Genomic DNA, 16051 nt, shown 5'->3' on the forward strand with positions numbered 1-16051 from the left:
CGCTTTTTTTCGATTTAAAAGTCTATGATTTTTTTTAGGTTTTATTTAACGTGCACCTAAAAACATAATTATTCATCACTTTCTAGCCCTACGTGTATTGGATTCAGGTTTGTATTTGAAAGAGAGCCAACTTTTAAAATTTGCGTAGTATTTTAGCGTTGGCTATTTAGTTACGAACGTTATGAAATTAAAACATGCTATTTAATAATCATTGATGTTTTAAATTTGATGATGAAAAAGTACTTTTCACAAAAAGTAATTGCAAACAGTATTGAGAATGGTTTCTATTAGCTGTAATATTCGCGCTTGATAATTCATCTTACTCAACTACTTACAATTACGTGATCAACTATGAATAGTTTTAAGTTTAAGTACCCAAATTTATTATTGGCGACCAGTATCGCTCTATCGGCTAATGCAATCGCTAACGAAGCAACTCAATCTACAAAAGAAGAAATGGAAGTTATTACGGTAAGTCCTAAAGGGCTTATCTCGTATGTTTCTGCGTCAGCGTCTAAATCGGACACACCGATTGTGAAATCGCCCGTATCAGTATCGGTATTGACCGAGAAGCGTATTGCTGATTTAGGCGCCGAAACACTTCAAGATGCGATTGGCTATGTTGCTGGTGTTTATAATGGACCTTATGGTGTTGATACACGAGGTGACTGGGCCCACATTCGTGGTGTTGCGCCTGTTCAGTACTTAGACGGGCTGCAAATGATGTTTGGTTATTACAATAATGCACGTCCAAACCCATATAACTTTGAGCGTATTGAAATCCTAAAAGGACCTTCATCAATGTTGTATGGCCAAGGCTCAACAGGCGGTATTATTAACTCTGTGAGTAAGCGTCCAAAGCAAGGGACATCGGGCGAAATTTGGGCTCAACTTGGTAATTTTTATCGTAAGCAGCTTGCATTTGATTTTAATACAGCAGTTGATAGCAATGAAGATGTGCTAGTACGCACAGTAGCTATGTACCGCGACAGCGAAACGCAAACAGAATATGTTGATGACAATACATTATTCTTCGCACCAAGCCTAACTTGGCATGTTACTGACAACACGAGTTTAACGGTACTAACAAACTTCCAAAAGAATGAATCGGGCTCAAGCACACAGTTCTTCCCTCACGAAGGTACAATTAACTCTGCACAGTATGGTCAAATTCCAAGTGAACGTTTTGTTAGCGAACCAGGCTGGGATCAGTACGATACAGAACAAAAAGCTGTTACTTTAATCGTAGATCACTACATCAATGATATGTTTTCCGTTCATTGGTCGGCGCGTAAAATGGACTCTGAGGCAACATATCGCACCATGTATGCATGGCCACCAAAGCTTCAAGAAGACAAACGTTCAATTGTGCGTAACTTTAGCTTAAGTGATGCTGTTGCAGATTCAATCACAACGGACCTACAACTGCGTGGCGCATTTGATACAGGCATGGTTAGTCACACGATTGTAACTGGTATTGATTACCAAAGCGCAGATACTGATACAGATCGTTTATACCTTACACCAGCGTCTATCAAGCAGTTTGTCGGTATCGACGTAGATACTTCGCTGGATTTATACGACCCAGTTTATGGCCAAATTGGCTTCTTGCCGACGGGCGATATGATCCCAGACACACCAGGGCAAAACGATAAGCAAATTGGTATTTACTTCCAAGACAGCATGGAAATTGGCAACTTTATCGTAAACGCCGCCCTTCGCTACGATGAAGTTGAAACACAAAGCGATGCTGCTGGAGCTGTAAAAGACGAGCAATCAGCAACTACAGGTCGTTTAGGCATTCTTTATACCTTTGAAGATTACGGCATTGCACCTTATGTGAGTTATTCAGAATCATTTTTACCTCAATATGGCGCACGCCCTGATGGCTTAGACGAAAATGGTCAAGTAAAGTATGGTACTTACAAACCACGTGAAGGTGAGCAACTTGAGGCGGGAATAAAATATCAGCCGAAGGGCACTGAACACCTGATCACAGCATCTGTGTTCGACATAACACAAAAGAATGCACCGCGTAGTATCGCACCAAATCATGAAGTTCAAGATGGCTCAACTAATATTCAAGGTATTGAATTAGAAGCGCAATTAGAGTTCAATGAGTTTGATGTGTACGCAGCCTATGCCTACACTGATTCAGAACAAAATACCTCAGATAAGTCTAAAGAAGAGCTACTTGGCTTAATTCTGCAAGGCCAAACATATCTGCAAAATCAACTTATAACTGATTCAGCTTCACTTGCCGCAGTGCCTGAACATTTATTTAATATTTGGACTACTTATCGCCCTGAAAGCTTTTTACCTGGGCTCAAAGTAGGTGCTGGTATGCGTTATGTGGGTGAAACTTTTGACGGGAGCCGCACTATTGAGGCACTTGGCCAAACGTTACACACAGCAGTTACTACAGATGCATATACCGTGTTTGATCTGATGGTTGGCTATGAGTTCAACAATTTCGACATTAGCTTAAACGTTGATAATGTTGCTGATAAAACAGTGGTCACAAGTTGCTTATACCGGGGCGATTGCTTCTATGGTCAACAACGCACAATAACAGCGAATGTAAAATATCGCTTTTAGCAGCTAAATACTGTTAACGAAATTATGCTAACACTTCAAAGGGCATGTAAATGCCCTTTTATCCACTCAAATTTAACTTTGTAACCCGCTGTAAATTGACGACTCGCAGAATCACATTATTCACCGATTGCTTGGAAATAAAAGAGGTTCTGCAAGCTATATGCATAAATAAGATTAGCTTTAGCTTTAGCTTACGATTACCACCCTAATATTAAATAAATACAAATGAAAAACCGAATAGACACTTTTTTGCTTCTGCACTGTATGGTTGCTTTGGCATGCCTCAGCAAGTTGAGAATTTTGAACGCGATAGATATTTACGTAAATGGTACAAAATAGCGAGACTAGCCCACTCGTTTGAGCTAGGGATAACTCAAATATAGGCTTAGGGTAAACCCTATTTTTAAAATACTGATGTGGCAACGTTAAAGTATCGTTTTGCTTGTATCGGAATTTGTATAAGTTAGGAACATCAACCTTTTTGCAAGCCGCAGTAATTCCTTTAAAGCGACTTAATTTTGTTTATATAGCTGGGCCAAATTATGCGTTGGCCCTTTTTCTGCCTGATTCTAAAGTTGAGCTGGCTTTGCTGCGGCAAGCTTACTCTCTAAGCGTTGCAATTGCTCTGCGAGTGCATTTTGCGTCATTTCTAATTCGGCTATGTTGCCACCAATTTCAACTTGTTTGACGTCGCGGCTTTGTGATTTAGACTTTATTTGGTCAAGTTCGGTATTTACTGCAGCTAGTTGATTTTTAAGTGCTTTAGTTGCTTGTTGCTGCTCTTCAAGTACCGAAAGCTTTAATGTGAGCTCAGTATGGTTTTGCGACAGTGTTTTAAGCTCAGAGTTAACATTTGCTTGCGCTGTTTTTTGGTTTTTAGTGATGTCGCTAGCTTGATCTTTTAACTGTTTAATTTCAGATTGGTTGCGTCGCCACGCAGATGCCCAAAGCTTGTCCATTTGTGTCCACAGTTCGTCGGTACGCTTGCTAAGTGCACTTACCTTGGCTTTAATGGCGCCTGCTGATTCACCCATTTCTTCGCCTGTAGCAGAAAGTGCGCTTTCTAATTCAGCAATGCGTTGATTTGATGCAGCAAGCTGAGCTTGGGTTGCAAGATTTTGTTGGTAAAGTGTGTATCCACCTGCTGCTAACGCAATAATGGAAATAGCACCCAGCCAGGTAAATACATTGCTACTTTTTTTAACGGCAGGTGTGTCAGGTACGTTTTGCGGCGCGCTTGGCGCTTGCTTACTCGATTGTGCAATCGGCTCTTTTGATTGCGCAACCTGATCTAGGTCGGGCGTACTACCAAATAGTTCAGGTTCAATTCGTTTATTCAACACGTACTCCTAATGTTGTTACTTATTTCTGGCGTTGAGGCAGCTTACTGCAAAATGCTGAAAGATGGAATTACTATACCTAAAATGTTCGGCATACTTAAGCTGGCGGCAATGGGGGTATTTGCTTGTTATTGCTAGATTGAGGCTTGAAAAATGTCTTTTAAAACCAGATTATGCAAATCATAAACTAGTTTATAAATTTACACGTAAATGGAATCAACAAATCCCTTTCTTTCTAAGTTAACAACCTTAGTTGAAAATAAGCTGTTCAATAACTTTTTAGTGGCGGTTATTTTATTTAATGCCGTTACGTTAGGTTTGGAAACTACACAGTTTGGTAAGCAAAACGCAAACATACTGCACGCGTTAGATTTTATTATTTTAATCATATTCACCATAGAGCTGGCACTTAAACTGATTGTGTATCGGCTGCGCTTTTTTAAATCAGGCTGGAATTGGTTTGATTTCTTAATTGTGGCCATTTCGTGGGCGCCAACCAGTGGGGCGTTATCGGTACTGCGTGCGTTTAGGATTTTACGGGTGTTAAGGCTATTTTCGGTGGTGCCACAAATGCGCCGTGTAATTGGTGCGTTGGGTCACTCACTGCCAGGTATGGCGTCGGTAATTGGCGTACTGGGTATTATCTTTTATGTTTACGCGGTGCTTGCTACTAAACTGTTTGGTCAACATCCAGATGCGAATATGCAAGAATGGTTTGGCAGTATTGGCGCGTCGGCGTACACCTTGTTTCAAGTAATGACGTTAGAAAGCTGGTCTATGGGGATTGTGCGCCCAACTATGGAGCTGTTCCCGCAATCTTGGCTGTTCTTTGTGCCGTTTATTATTATCACCAGCTTTGCGGTGCTTAACTTGTTTATTGGTATTATTGTTGATGCAATGCAAGTAATGCACGAAGAAGAGGGCAAGCCAGAGCAAACCTTTGCCACCAAAGAAGATATATTGCGCCTTGAGGCAAAAATTGACGCCTTAATCAACAAGAAACAGTAATCACCCGCCAAAAAAGCTGAAAGTGAAGTTCGGATTTTCGGACATAATTTCAGTTTTTTTGGATATAGTTTGACTAAATGAGTGCACGTATCATTTCTATGCATTAACAAAAACGCATTAGGAGCACGTGTTATGACATTTTCTCATTCATTAAAAACAATTTTGGCGGTGGCTTTTATTGGCCTTTCTGGCTTTGCTGAAGCAGGCTACGACACAGAAACTGACAAAAACGGCGTAATTTTAGCGGGTCACGATGTGATTGGTTATTTTACTGAAGGCAAGCCGGTGTTAGGTAGTGCCGATTTTACAGCCGTTTATAACGATGCAATTTATCGTTTTAAATCTGCCGAAAATCGTGATTTATTTACACAAAACCCAGAAAAATACGCACCACAATATGGTGGTTTTTGTGCCTACGGCATGACCTTTGGTAAAAAGTTTGAAATAGACGGAAAGGCATTTGAGATTGTTGATGGCAAATTGTTTGTAAATAAAAATCAAGATGTTTACAAAGCATGGGCAAAAGCCGTACCTAAACATATTTCCGAAGCAAATAATTTATGGCCAACGGTTGAATTAACTAACCCAAGCGAGCTGTAATCGTTAGTGGGCACCACTTCGCACACTGCCAGGTGCGTGCCCTTGATGTTGTTTATACGCTTTACGAAATGCGGCTTCCGATTCATAGCCGCTTTGCTCTGCAATTTGGGCAATGCTCAAATCGCTCGTGATCAGTAATTTTCGCGCGTTGATCATCCGCCATTTTACTAAATAATTCATCGGGCTACTGCCCACTAATTTGCTAAATTTATCGGCAAAATTAGAGCGACTCATCGCGGCTTTTTCTGCCAGTTGTGCCAAATTCCAGTTATGTTCTGGCTGTTGGTGAATAGCGTTTAACGCGCTACCAATACGTGAGTCAAAAAGCGCAACCAATAAGCCGCTTTGCAATTTGCCGCTTTCTACTTGTACGCGTAACACTTCAACAAATAATAAATAGGCAAGCTGATCAACAACCGTGTAGCAGCCAGCGCGTGATTCACTTAACTCCATAATCATTAAATCAATGAGGGCAAGGGCTTTACTGTTGCTAGGTGTTGCAGGCAAATGAATAACGCTTGGCATTGCATCTAATAATGGATTGATTAGGGTGTTTTTAAACTCGAAAAAACCGCACACCATATTGGTGGTTTCGCCATCATTACTCATTGGCGCATTGATTAAATGCGGTTTAGGTGTTGCTGCACTGTTGGCAATAATATGCTGATGGTCGTGCGGAAAAATAACCAAATCGCGGGCGTCTAATTTGTGCTTTTCATCGCCCATATGTAGCCACGCTTCACCTTTACCAATCAGGTGAAATGGTATTCGACGACTGCCTGATGTATCGACCGCCCACGTGCCACAAAAATCACCGTTTACATACACTTCGGCGTTTAACGACAAACGCTTTAGCAATACGCTGAGCGGATCGGGATCATTTAGGTAAATATTCGGACTTTCAGACATAAATTTAATCAGGTGCGACATGTTTTTAGAGTAAGCCCCTATTTAAACTTGGTATTGAAATTTAATCAAACAGGAATCCCTCCAATGAGCAAGATTAAGATTTATGCGAAAATGAGGGGCTGTTTATCTTTGTTGATATTTTCAGCAACAAGTGATTTATTTCGCTAACAAAGCGGCATGAATGTAGTTTAGTTGTTCTAAATGAATGAAATGCCAATGCAGTTAGGGGAATAAATAGCTATTGCCCTTCGGGCTGAGGCTAAAATCGTCTTACTCTTCGTTAAAAATAATTTATTTAGAGGGCCAAACCTCATCATTTTTGCCTTGATTAGGACGATTTTTTCTCTCAGCTGAATTATTAAACAAAAATATACAGCCCCTACCGTCCCTACTGTAAAACGGCGAAATCATTGATGGATGGTTTAAATTGGCAATATGAAGAGATTGATGTCACCCATAACTCGCATGAGTTTAAGCAAATGGTGTTGTTAAGTGGTCGTAAAACGGTTCCCCAAATTTTTATTGATGGTGAGCATATTAGCGGTTGTGATGACTTTAAAGCCTATCTTACTAGTAGGGTAATGTGTAATGGGGCGGCAATATTAGCGAGCTTCGCACTCGCTAATATTGTCGTTTTTGTATTTATTGAGTACCTAACTGATGACCTTTTTTTAGTGGGTTTAGATTTAGCTAGATCTCAATTCCGGCTTAATATAAAGTGACGAATATCTGTATTTTTCTAACTAATTCTAGTTATTAATCATTTGATTACAGATGAACTTGTAGTTGGTTGCTTACGTACAAACTACAGAACACTTTTTAAGGAATTTAGATGCGTCTTTTTTCTGCCGGTCACATGTTATTACTACTTGCTTCTATGGCTTTATTTAGCAGTTCACTTGCTGCAAACCAAGCCAATTCTCCAACTGACACTACGCAGCAAATACAGTGGCTTGATGCGCCTGAATTACCGATTGCGTTACAAGAAATTTATCCCGCGGTATTTGAGGAACGCATTGTGGTCGGCGGCGGTTTTACGCCTTCTAAAACCCCCTCTTTTTTTGGTTTAGGGCCAAGTGATAAAGTATTTATTTTAAATCCTGCCCGAGCGCGTTGGCAAAATGCCCCAGATTTACCTGAGCCCAGACATCACCTCGGTATGGTAAGTAATCATCATTACTTATATGCCATTGGCGGTTTTACTGGCAATAAAGAAAATGCTTGGCAAGTTCAGCGCTCGGTATTTCGCCTAGATGGTAACTTGCAGCGTTGGCGTAAAAGTGCGTCACTGCCGATCCCATTGGCTGAATCGATTTATGCTAATGTTTCGCAAAATATTCATGTAATTGGTGGTAAAACGTTGTCACCTGACACTGGCAAACACATCGATAGCACATCGCATTATGTGTTAGTGAGCAATGCGTATTGGCGAAAAGCAAAACCGCCTACGATTGCCAGAAATTCGGCCGCAAGCGCGGTAATTGGCGATAGAATTTACGTGATTGGCGGGCGCACTTCAGGGCAATATGCGAAAGCACTAAGTAATGTAGAAGTTTACGACGCAAGCACCGATTCGTGGTCTGAGGTTGCGCCGTTACCAATTGCCGCTGGTGGGCTTTCGGCAAGTGTGGTAGATGATAAAATTATTGTTACAGGCGGCGAAGTCTTTGCAAATAATGGTGATTGGCGCGCTGGCAAGGCGCTTGATTCTGTATGGCAATACGACCCAGCCCTTGATAGGTGGACGGCGCTTGCTAGTTTACCCAACACACTTCATGGACACGGCAGCGTTACGCTAAAAGGTAATCTTTATATTCTTGGTGGTGCAACAAATGTAGGGCCACAAGAAACAACAAATAAAGTAATAACAGCAGCGCCTGTGGCGCAGTAAAAGCGGCGGATTTGAGCTGCTAGTGCTTATACTTTAAAGAAAAAAGCTAACGGAATACGTTAGCTTTTTTGCTGTTATTTGTTGTGTGATGAATGGCGTTTACCAAATCATATCTACAAATTCAGGGTGGTCGACAAATGGGTTGCGGTTACCTTGGTAATCAAAAGCCGCTTGGTTGCGGTCGCGCTCAAGTTGGCTTACAGGGTCATTGTTGTGCCACTTTAATAAAAGTGCCACTACCCAGTTTTCAAATACCTGATTAGTTGTACCATTTAGCACATCATTGGCGCTGCTGCTATTTCCTTGCCACGAGCCAATCACGTTTTGATAACGCGTAGCCATGTAAAAATAGGCGCGTGCAAAGTCACCTTTAAACTCGTCAATCGGTTCAAATACAGTACCGCTATAGCCTGTTGATGAGGCAGCGCTACCGAGTTTACTGCCATTGTTTGACACAAAACTAGCGCTACTGACTTCACCAAATGGATAGCTGCCACGTTTTGCGTTGATATAACCATCGGTTGCAAAAATATGGTGAATATCAGAATTCATTGGCTCTACTTTGCCGCCAAACCAGCTTTTCGGGAAAGAGTGTTCTCGGTTGTAACAATCGGCTTCGCTATTGTAGCTGCCGCACTGATTGGTAACAGCAATGTAATTGTAGCTATCTTGCCCAGTTGGGTTTTCTGAGTATCTATCGAGAATGGTGTTGTCGTTCTCGAAATATTTATCGCGTGATGCGCTATCGTAAAATCCCCAAATAGCTGAGTAGCCGCGTGAATTATGATTTTTGATAATATTGTGTAGCTCGGTTTTTAGCGCAAAACCTGTTAGCCCTTGGGTTGATGCATAATAATCTGATGGCGTTGTTGGAGGTTCAGGGTCGGTTGAGTCGCCAAGTGTAAACGCTGTTGTTTGTGAACTTTGAAAGCTTGCGCCACTCGCTAACACAGTATTTGCATTGGTTAAACTGTAACTGCCGCTACCGTGGGTGCAGCAAATGCCATCGCCATAGCTATCAAAAATGGTGAAGCTGTAGTCGCCTGATGCTAAACACATTTCTTGGTTGTATTGGGTGTTTGCTTGATACCCGTTGCCAGATTCAACTACATTGTTTTGGCTATTGGTAATTTGCCAGCTTGTTTCCTCGCCGTAACTGTCGGTTTGTAGCGACAGTGACACGCTATGATCATTACACCCTGTACTTGGTGGCGGTGTGCTGCCTGACGAGGGTAAAAAGGCATCAACATAAACTACTTCACTGCCATCAAACCCGCTTACATCATAAAAACGCAAACCCACATCAATGTTTGTGGTTGTTGATGCAGTGTATTGATAGCTTATTTGCTGCCATTGTTGTGTAACGGATGCATTAGAATAACTTTGATAGCCATCAACAACTAAGCGCGCTTTTATGCCGCCTTCCGTGTGATAAACCCAAGTAGAAAATTGATAGGTTTGACCCGCTTCAACTGCAACGCTTTGACGTATATCTGTGCTACTTTGCGATGCGGTATTTACCGTTACTTTTGCGGCATAACTGCCCGATTTTACAATATTGCTTTCTGGTGCAAGTGTAATACCGCTATCAATAGTGGACCAAGTACTTGGTGTGTTATCTGTCCAAGTTTCAAAATCACCATTGTTTACAGTAGCGAAACTCGCCCCTGTAACACTCATTAGGCTACTTGCAAGCAGTAGCTTTTGCCATTTTCCGTAAATCATAGTGTGTCCTTTAAACGTGTTTTTGACGATAAATCAACCAGCAGTATAAGCTAAATGAAATTTGTTACAATAATGTTAAATTTGGCGTTTGAGATTGCTGCGAATTGAGATGGTTTAATGCATTGCTAGCAAGTAATGGAACCACAAATAAATAAGCGTCATGTATTTATAAGCAATGGCTTAACGCTTTAGAGTTCGTTAGGTAAACTGGCGTTACTATTTCGATTTGGCTGTATTTATTTTGGATGCAATATCTCACCTTAAAACCACGTTAAACAACTATTATCCTCTTAGCGAAGAAGCGTTTTTAGCTTATAAAAATTGCATCCGACTACGCACGGTAGAAAAGGGCGAAGTATTGTATGAAATTGGCCAAACTCCTAGCCACTTTGCGTTTTTGCACCGTGGATTGATGCGTGCATATGTTATTGATGAGCAAGGCAATGCATTTAACAAAACCTTTTTTGCTGAAGGGCGCTTTCCCGGTAGTATGACGGCGTTACTTACTAATAAGCCAAGCTTTATGGCAATTGATGCCCTCGAAAAAAGCGAGATTTTAGAAATAGACTTTAAACAATTTCGTCAGGCGTTGTTTGATAGTAATGAGTTGATGGCATTTCATATTAACTACCTTGAAACCCATTGGTTACTTGAAAAAGAGCCAAAAGAAATCGGCTATTTGCAATTTGAAGCAAAACAACGTTACTTAAATTTTTTGGAAGAGTTTAACGCAATAATCAACCGCTTAACGCAGTATCATATCGCCAGTTACTTAGGTATTACGCCAACTCAGTTAAGCCGCATTAAAAAAGATTTAAAATAATGATGGGTTATCAACATATGTAAAGGAGATAAGAATAAAGAGTGCGTAACCTTGCCGTATCAACTTAAACAAGGGCAAGGCAATGGACTTTATTAATTCACTCAATTGGCGTTACGCGGTCAATAAATTTTCTTCACAACAACTCTCACAAGCGCAGTTGCAACCACTTATCGATAGCGTACATTTGAGCGCAAGCTCTTATGGTATGCAGCCCTATGAGTTACTTGTGATAAGTAAAGATCATATTAAACAGCAGCTAGTGCCGTTTAGTTACGGGCAAGATAAAATTGCACAGTGCTCACACTTATTGGTGTTAGCAAACCGTGTTACCACCTCACAGCATGATATTGATAGTTATATTTCGGCGCTGGCAGAAAATCAGCAAATTGATGTTGAAAAACTAGCGGGCTACAAGCAAACCATTAGTGGGGATTTGTTATCGCTATCACCATTTGAGCAACAAAAATGGAGTGCCAACCAATGTTATATCGCGCTTGGCAAATTGCTCAGTTGTGCCGCAATAAATCACATTGATGCGTGCCCAATGACGGGTTTTGATCAAAAAGCAGTTAGTGATGCCCTTGGGCTGACAGAGCGTGAGTTAAACGCTGAAATATTATGCCCTGTAGGCATTCGTAGCAGAGACGACCACAGTGCGCTTAGAGCAAAATATCGCAAGCCAATAAATCAATTAGTGAGCCTATTATGAACGCCCTTTGGCCTGTCGCTTTTATCGCAGGGGCGTGTATTGCAATGCAAGCTGCGATGAATGCGCGCTTAGGGCAACTATTAAAAAGTTCATGGCTGGCAACAAGTTATGCATTTTTAACTAGTTTTATTTTGGTGTCGCTGGTGCTTTTGGTAATCAATGCAAAAACGCTCTCGGTCACGTTGCAAAATGTACAGCTGAGCAATGTACCTTGGTACTTGTGGGGGTCATGTGTATTAAGTGTTTTAGGCGTTGGTAGCATGTATTGGCTTATTCCCAAAATGGGCGTAGGTAATTTAATGAGTTACGCATTAACCGGGCAAATTGTCTTCGCTATGTTAATTAGCCACTTTGGTTTATTTGATAGCCCACAAAAGCTTATTAGTATTACCAAAGCGTTGGGCACAGTGTTGTTAATTGCTGGCATTGTATTGATAAATAAGGATTAAATTCATGACGTTATTAGATAGGAACCTGGCAAATTTACACCAATTTTGGTCAACATTAGCGCATACTAAAACCTCGAATGTGCATCGTCACACTAGCTGGCCAAACAAAGTATGGCGCAGCGATTTTAAGGCAATTGACCAAAATGCGTGGCACCAACATGTATGTGTAACCACTGAACCTAATGATTTTCAACGCGAGAACTACCGTAATAAACTGATTGCAATGGGCCTTGAAGGTACACAAAAACTCGCTATCTCGAATAAGTATATTGAACGCATCACGTCAGAAGAGCGCTTAAAACAGTGGGCCAACGTATGCGGTGAGGCTTTTGGATATTTGATTGATTATAAAACCTTGCGGCCATTACTTTGTGATAGCAATGCGACAATTTTCGCCTACATTGAAAATGGTGAAATTTGCGGAACAGCCATCGCTTACATTACTAATCAGACGCTAGGTGTTCATCAAGTTGGCGTGCCAGAACGTTACCAAGGCAAAGGCATTGGCAAGGCAATAATGCAGCATTTACTTTGGTTTTCAGAGCAAAATAGTTGCGATTTTATTAGTTTGCAGGCCTCGCAAGCTGGCCTGCCAATGTATCTTTCAATGGGGTTTCTAGAGCTAGGTGCTTGCTACCATTTAGCCGAGTAGCAACAAGATCATAATGTAAAGCCCAACACCAAATGACAGGTGTGCAAGCAGGCTTTTTAGTCTGATTTGCAGCGGGTGTGGGGTTTTACGGGCTGCGATGCCAAAACCAAAACACGGTTGCATAACAAAAAAGGGCATTACCAGCGTTGAGAGCGTAAACAGTAATAATAACGCTATATTGCCAATGTTAAGTGTGAGTATGTTTGCCAAAATCAAATACATATATGCGTACACAACCCCAATTGCATAATGACTCAACCAACCAATGGCAAGCTCATGCTTTTCACTGGGTGATGCCATAATCGGATTATGGCATAGCTTTCCACGCGTGATACCGATTAACCAACGCCCGACAAAAGCATAATTTAATGGCTGAATAGCGAATAATCGCAAACATAACCAAGCGGCTAAGTCCATTACAAGCGTAGCGCCTACACCAATTATCAGGCTATTTAATAATATTGAAGTCATCATTTTATCCTTAATTTTCAACTAAAAGGGGATTTTGCAACTTCAAGTCAGCTTTAAGTCAAGGTTTTGATGTTATAAAAAAGGAAGCAAATGCTTCCTTTGGGTGTGACAACAGAATCCAATTTTTGGCTAGAATTGGAACTAGGATTTGCGTTTGTAACTTAGCGCAATTAAACACGCAGTAAGTAACAGCAACCACAGCAATTGCAGCGCATCTTTAGATGTACTTGCTAAATAACTAAACTTTGGTGCATCGGCAATGGCTTGTGGCGAATAGGTTTTATTAAAAAATAGGTAAGGGTACCAGTGATCTTTTAGTGCGTTATACCAATCGGTTACTTGCGTTTTCATATCTAAATCGCTTTGCCTATCGGTATTGGCAAGGCGGGTTAGCAATAAATCCACATTTAGCACAGGCGATAGAGCTCTAAAAACAGGCGCTTTGTTGGCGTTTTCAATATGGGTTAGATAATCATTTGCCATTGGTTTAGCGGCATCGTCACTTAACGTTTGCATGGCGTAATACCATTTCCAGTCGAATGCTTCGCCTAGCTTGCTGGTTTCTTGCCATTTTGGATAAGCCGCTAAAAAGGTATCGAGATCTGCCTGCTTATCTCTATCCCAGCTATCGTTAATACTTTGGCGCTGCGTCATTAATAGTGATACGCCAGTATTACTTTGGCTTACGTCTAATTGGCTTGAAAAGCGCGCAGAAGGTATGGCAATTGCGAGTACCAGCCAGCTCACAACAAACGCCAGCACTGATAAATTAGTCTGCTTTACCAACTTGCTAATGAGATAACTGACACTTGACCAAAACAGCATATAGCAAAACAAAATGGTCAGTAACCACAAGGTATCGAGCGATAGCGTAATATCCGTAAAAGCGGTAGCCGCTAAAAGTACCATTACATTTAAGATAAACAGCACACTTACGCTGATTGCGATGCGTGTTATCAATAATTTACTGCCAGTTGATAGGTTGGCAGAAAATAACTGCCAGCGCCCAGTTTGTTTATCTTCGGCAAGTCGCGTTACGGTGATAAAGCCAATCAACAATGGCAATAAATAAACCCATACAAAGCCTAAATCTAACCATGTAAGGCGCAAATGTTCGCTGTTATTTATTGGTTCGTTGTAGAGTTGTCCTTGCAGCGCTAGTAAACGAATGCGATTGATGGTGAGCAACTCTTGGCTTTCACCTTTAAATAAAATTGACCATGGGCTCGGTGTTTTAACCGCAGGGCTATGTAAATAGTAACCAAGTCCACCTGGTGTTGCTTTATCGCCAGCGGCTTGCCACGTTACAACATCTGCCGCAGCAAACTGATGTTGTTTTTCGATTTCGGTAAGTTGCTTGTTGTAATGATTAAAGCCAATGACAACCGCACCAAGCGATAAAACAAGGTATACCGCCAGTTGCAAAAGAAATCCGCGATTTCTAAATAGCAGTTTTAGTTCTAAGTTAACTAAACTCATGATTGCTTTGCTCCTACACGGTAAAACAGGCCAGCGATAAGCATTAGCCAGACTAAAAACGGCAGTAAGTTTTTAAGTGGAAGCTGAGCAGGTTTCATTTCAAATTCAAACAGCGCCATATCTCGCCATACATCGCCACTTATTTTTTGCACGCGATCGTTATGGTGATCAATTTGCTCAGTATGTACTTTATTAAGCGCTTGGATCAGTGATAAACGATAGGCCTCGGCTTGTTTTGCAAACTCATCAATACTGGCGCGGTCGTTACCGCTCAGTAATACCGATACTTTGCTTAGCACTAAGGTAGGTGAAAGCCATGATAACCATTGATGGGTGCGTTCATGCTCTGCGAAGGTTTGCTCTAACGTGTGTAAATGACGCTGGTAAATATCGCTTGTGATGCGCTCGCCCTCAGCCATGATCAAGCCGTTGTAATTAACGGGTAGTTCTTCAATCGTATCTACGCCATATTGGTCAAGTACGGATTGTTTAAAGCTATTGAAATAGGGATCGTTTGGATTGTGTGAGTCGCCGACTGCCTTTACATCTTTTTTCAGCTGACTGACAAAGTTAGCGTGCTCAGGAACAGGCGCTAAGCTTTGCCCAATTGGTGCAGCCATTTTTGGCACGAGCACACAAATAAACAGCCAAACCGCTAAGCTGCTTAACAAGCTTTGCAGGTTGTTTTTGGCAACTGCCGACACAGTAACGATGATCAGAACCCACATAATGCTGTATAACCAAAAACTTGCCATCATTGCTGTAAAAGAGAACCAATGTTGGGCAGATACATGTGCAGTTAATGCAATAAACAGTGCGGCAACGGAGGCAATAAACGCCACAATAATCGTACTTAACACAATGTAAAACACCGCTTTGGCAGACATTAACGTACGTTTTGTGAGGCCAAGGCTTAACAGCCAAGTGTAGCGATTCATTTGTTTTTCGTCGCTAATTGCGCCGTACGCCAAGATAATTAATACCAAAGGCCATACAAACCAAAAGAAGGTGGCAACAGACGGAAAACCAATTGCGAGGCTAGAGGCGTTCACTGGGTAGCTTTTGATTGCGCTGGCATTTTGTTTGTGTGCTTCTAAAAATAAGAAGTTGCCATTAAATGGCGCGACACCAACATCGAGAAAGCTAAGCGGTGAGTGTTCGCGAAATACCACGTGGCCATAGTGTGCAACGCGGTGCGGATGGCGCTCAGGTTGTGCTTGCCAAAATTCATCGGCGGTTTGCTGCCATGTTTGCTGTGCATCAATGGCATTTTGTTGTAGTTGCCAATGACTCAATACAATGACGCTTACCAATACAACAACCAGAGTTAACACGGCTTGCGCTAAACGGTGGCGACGTAATCGCCGCCATTCTTGTTTGACTATTGTTGTTAACAT

Annotated in this window: 15 protein-coding genes; 9 read left to right on the forward strand and 6 right to left on the reverse strand. The window is 41.5% G+C overall.

The window, feature by feature from the left end:
* Window positions 1–351 precede the first annotated feature (351 nt).
* Window positions 352–2598, forward strand: coding sequence for a TonB-dependent receptor (locus tag L1068_RS11260; protein ID WP_237130344.1), 2247 nt, complete (start codon window positions 352–354; stop codon window positions 2596–2598).
* Window positions 2599–3167: 569 nt separating this feature from the next.
* Here the strand turns inward: L1068_RS11260 and L1068_RS11265 are convergent.
* A complete protein-coding gene (locus tag L1068_RS11265; RefSeq protein WP_237130345.1) occupies window positions 3168–3938 on the reverse strand; it encodes a hypothetical protein in 771 nt (256 codons plus the stop codon).
* A gap of 210 nt (window positions 3939–4148) precedes the next feature.
* On the opposite strand from L1068_RS11265, the gene L1068_RS11270 reads away from it, so the two are divergent.
* Window positions 4149–4946, forward strand: coding sequence for an ion transporter (locus L1068_RS11270; RefSeq protein WP_010558275.1), 798 nt, complete (start codon window positions 4149–4151; stop codon window positions 4944–4946).
* A 132-nt stretch (window positions 4947–5078) separates the two neighbouring features.
* Window positions 5079–5546, forward strand: coding sequence for a YHS domain-containing (seleno)protein (locus L1068_RS11275; protein WP_138630656.1), 468 nt, complete (start codon window positions 5079–5081; stop codon window positions 5544–5546).
* A 3-nt stretch (window positions 5547–5549) separates the two neighbouring features.
* On the opposite strand, the gene L1068_RS11280 is transcribed toward L1068_RS11275, so the two are convergent.
* Window positions 5550–6476 carry an AraC family transcriptional regulator gene (locus tag L1068_RS11280; RefSeq protein WP_237130346.1) on the reverse strand — a complete coding sequence of 309 codons (927 nt, stop codon included), beginning with the start codon at window positions 6474–6476 and terminating at the stop codon, window positions 5550–5552.
* Between the two features lie 347 nt (window positions 6477–6823).
* Between L1068_RS11280 and L1068_RS11285 the strand changes: the two genes are divergently transcribed.
* Window positions 6824–7177, forward strand: a complete 354-nt coding sequence (locus L1068_RS11285; protein ID WP_343221915.1) for a glutaredoxin domain-containing protein — start codon at window positions 6824–6826, stop codon at window positions 7175–7177.
* 110 nt (window positions 7178–7287) lie between these two features.
* Window positions 7288–8346, forward strand: a complete 1059-nt coding sequence (locus L1068_RS11290) for a kelch motif-containing protein (protein ID WP_237130348.1) — start codon at window positions 7288–7290, stop codon at window positions 8344–8346.
* Between the two features lie 99 nt (window positions 8347–8445).
* Here the strand turns inward: L1068_RS11290 and L1068_RS11295 are convergent, their stop codons facing one another.
* The gene (locus L1068_RS11295) at window positions 8446–10071 is read right to left on the reverse strand and encodes an endonuclease (RefSeq protein ID WP_237130349.1); all 1626 of its coding nucleotides are present in this window, start codon (window positions 10069–10071) and stop codon (window positions 8446–8448) included.
* 226 nt (window positions 10072–10297) lie between these two features.
* Between L1068_RS11295 and L1068_RS11300 the strand changes: the two genes are divergently transcribed.
* The 4 genes from L1068_RS11300 to L1068_RS11315 all read left to right on the forward strand — a co-directional run bounded on the left by L1068_RS11300 (window position 10298) and on the right by L1068_RS11315 (window position 12704).
* Window positions 10298–10894, forward strand: coding sequence for a Crp/Fnr family transcriptional regulator (locus L1068_RS11300; protein ID WP_237130350.1), 597 nt, complete (start codon window positions 10298–10300; stop codon window positions 10892–10894).
* A gap of 82 nt (window positions 10895–10976) precedes the next feature.
* Complete coding sequence (locus L1068_RS11305; RefSeq protein WP_237130351.1) at window positions 10977–11603, forward strand: nitroreductase family protein; 627 nt, start codon at window positions 10977–10979, stop codon at window positions 11601–11603.
* Complete coding sequence (locus L1068_RS11310; protein WP_054980244.1) at window positions 11600–12052, forward strand: DMT family transporter; 453 nt, start codon at window positions 11600–11602, stop codon at window positions 12050–12052. Before L1068_RS11305 ends, L1068_RS11310 begins: the two co-directional genes overlap by 4 nt.
* A gap of 4 nt (window positions 12053–12056) precedes the next feature.
* Complete coding sequence (locus tag L1068_RS11315; RefSeq protein WP_054980243.1) at window positions 12057–12704, forward strand: GNAT family N-acetyltransferase; 648 nt, start codon at window positions 12057–12059, stop codon at window positions 12702–12704.
* Here L1068_RS11315 and L1068_RS11320 read toward each other — a convergent pair.
* From L1068_RS11320 to L1068_RS11330, 3 genes are all read right to left on the reverse strand, one after another.
* Window positions 12693–13175: a DUF2938 family protein gene (locus L1068_RS11320; protein ID WP_054980242.1), complete on the reverse strand. Its 483-nt coding sequence runs from the start codon at window positions 13173–13175 to the stop codon at window positions 12693–12695. The two genes, L1068_RS11315 and L1068_RS11320, sit on opposite strands and share 12 nt — an antisense overlap.
* Window positions 13176–13316: 141 nt before the next feature.
* Window positions 13317–14654, reverse strand: a complete 1338-nt coding sequence (locus L1068_RS11325; protein WP_237130352.1) for a DUF3526 domain-containing protein — start codon at window positions 14652–14654, stop codon at window positions 13317–13319.
* A complete protein-coding gene (locus L1068_RS11330) occupies window positions 14651–16051 on the reverse strand; it encodes a DUF3526 domain-containing protein (protein ID WP_237130353.1) in 1401 nt (466 codons plus the stop codon). Before L1068_RS11330 ends, L1068_RS11325 begins: the two co-directional genes overlap by 4 nt.

The sequence above is a fragment of the Pseudoalteromonas sp. MMG024 genome, assembly GCF_021654175.1.
GTDB lineage: Bacteria > Pseudomonadota > Gammaproteobacteria > Enterobacterales > Alteromonadaceae > Pseudoalteromonas.

Bases quoted from the DNA above. Each gene is read 5' to 3' on its own strand.
- L1068_RS11275 (WP_138630656.1), top strand. From the start codon at position 5,079: ATGACATTTTCTCATTCATTAAAAACAATTTTGGCGGTGGCTTTTATT.
- L1068_RS11280 (WP_237130346.1), bottom strand. From the start codon at position 6,476: ATGTCGCACCTGATTAAATTTATGTCTGAAAGTCCGAATATTTACCTA.
- L1068_RS11295 (WP_237130349.1), bottom strand. From the start codon at position 10,071: ATGATTTACGGAAAATGGCAAAAGCTACTGCTTGCAAGTAGCCTAATG.
- L1068_RS11290 (WP_237130348.1), top strand. From the start codon at position 7,288: ATGCGTCTTTTTTCTGCCGGTCACATGTTATTACTACTTGCTTCTATG.
- L1068_RS11320 (WP_054980242.1), bottom strand. From the start codon at position 13,175: ATGACTTCAATATTATTAAATAGCCTGATAATTGGTGTAGGCGCTACG.
- L1068_RS11305 (WP_237130351.1), top strand. From the start codon at position 10,977: ATGGACTTTATTAATTCACTCAATTGGCGTTACGCGGTCAATAAATTT.
- L1068_RS11315 (WP_054980243.1), top strand. From the start codon at position 12,057: ATGACGTTATTAGATAGGAACCTGGCAAATTTACACCAATTTTGGTCA.
- L1068_RS11310 (WP_054980244.1), top strand. From the start codon at position 11,600: ATGAACGCCCTTTGGCCTGTCGCTTTTATCGCAGGGGCGTGTATTGCA.
- L1068_RS11260 (WP_237130344.1), top strand. From the start codon at position 352: ATGAATAGTTTTAAGTTTAAGTACCCAAATTTATTATTGGCGACCAGT.
- L1068_RS11325 (WP_237130352.1), bottom strand. From the start codon at position 14,654: ATGAGTTTAGTTAACTTAGAACTAAAACTGCTATTTAGAAATCGCGGA.
- L1068_RS11270 (WP_010558275.1), top strand. From the start codon at position 4,149: ATGGAATCAACAAATCCCTTTCTTTCTAAGTTAACAACCTTAGTTGAA.
- L1068_RS11330 (WP_237130353.1), bottom strand. From the start codon at position 16,051: ATGTTAACAACAATAGTCAAACAAGAATGGCGGCGATTACGTCGCCAC.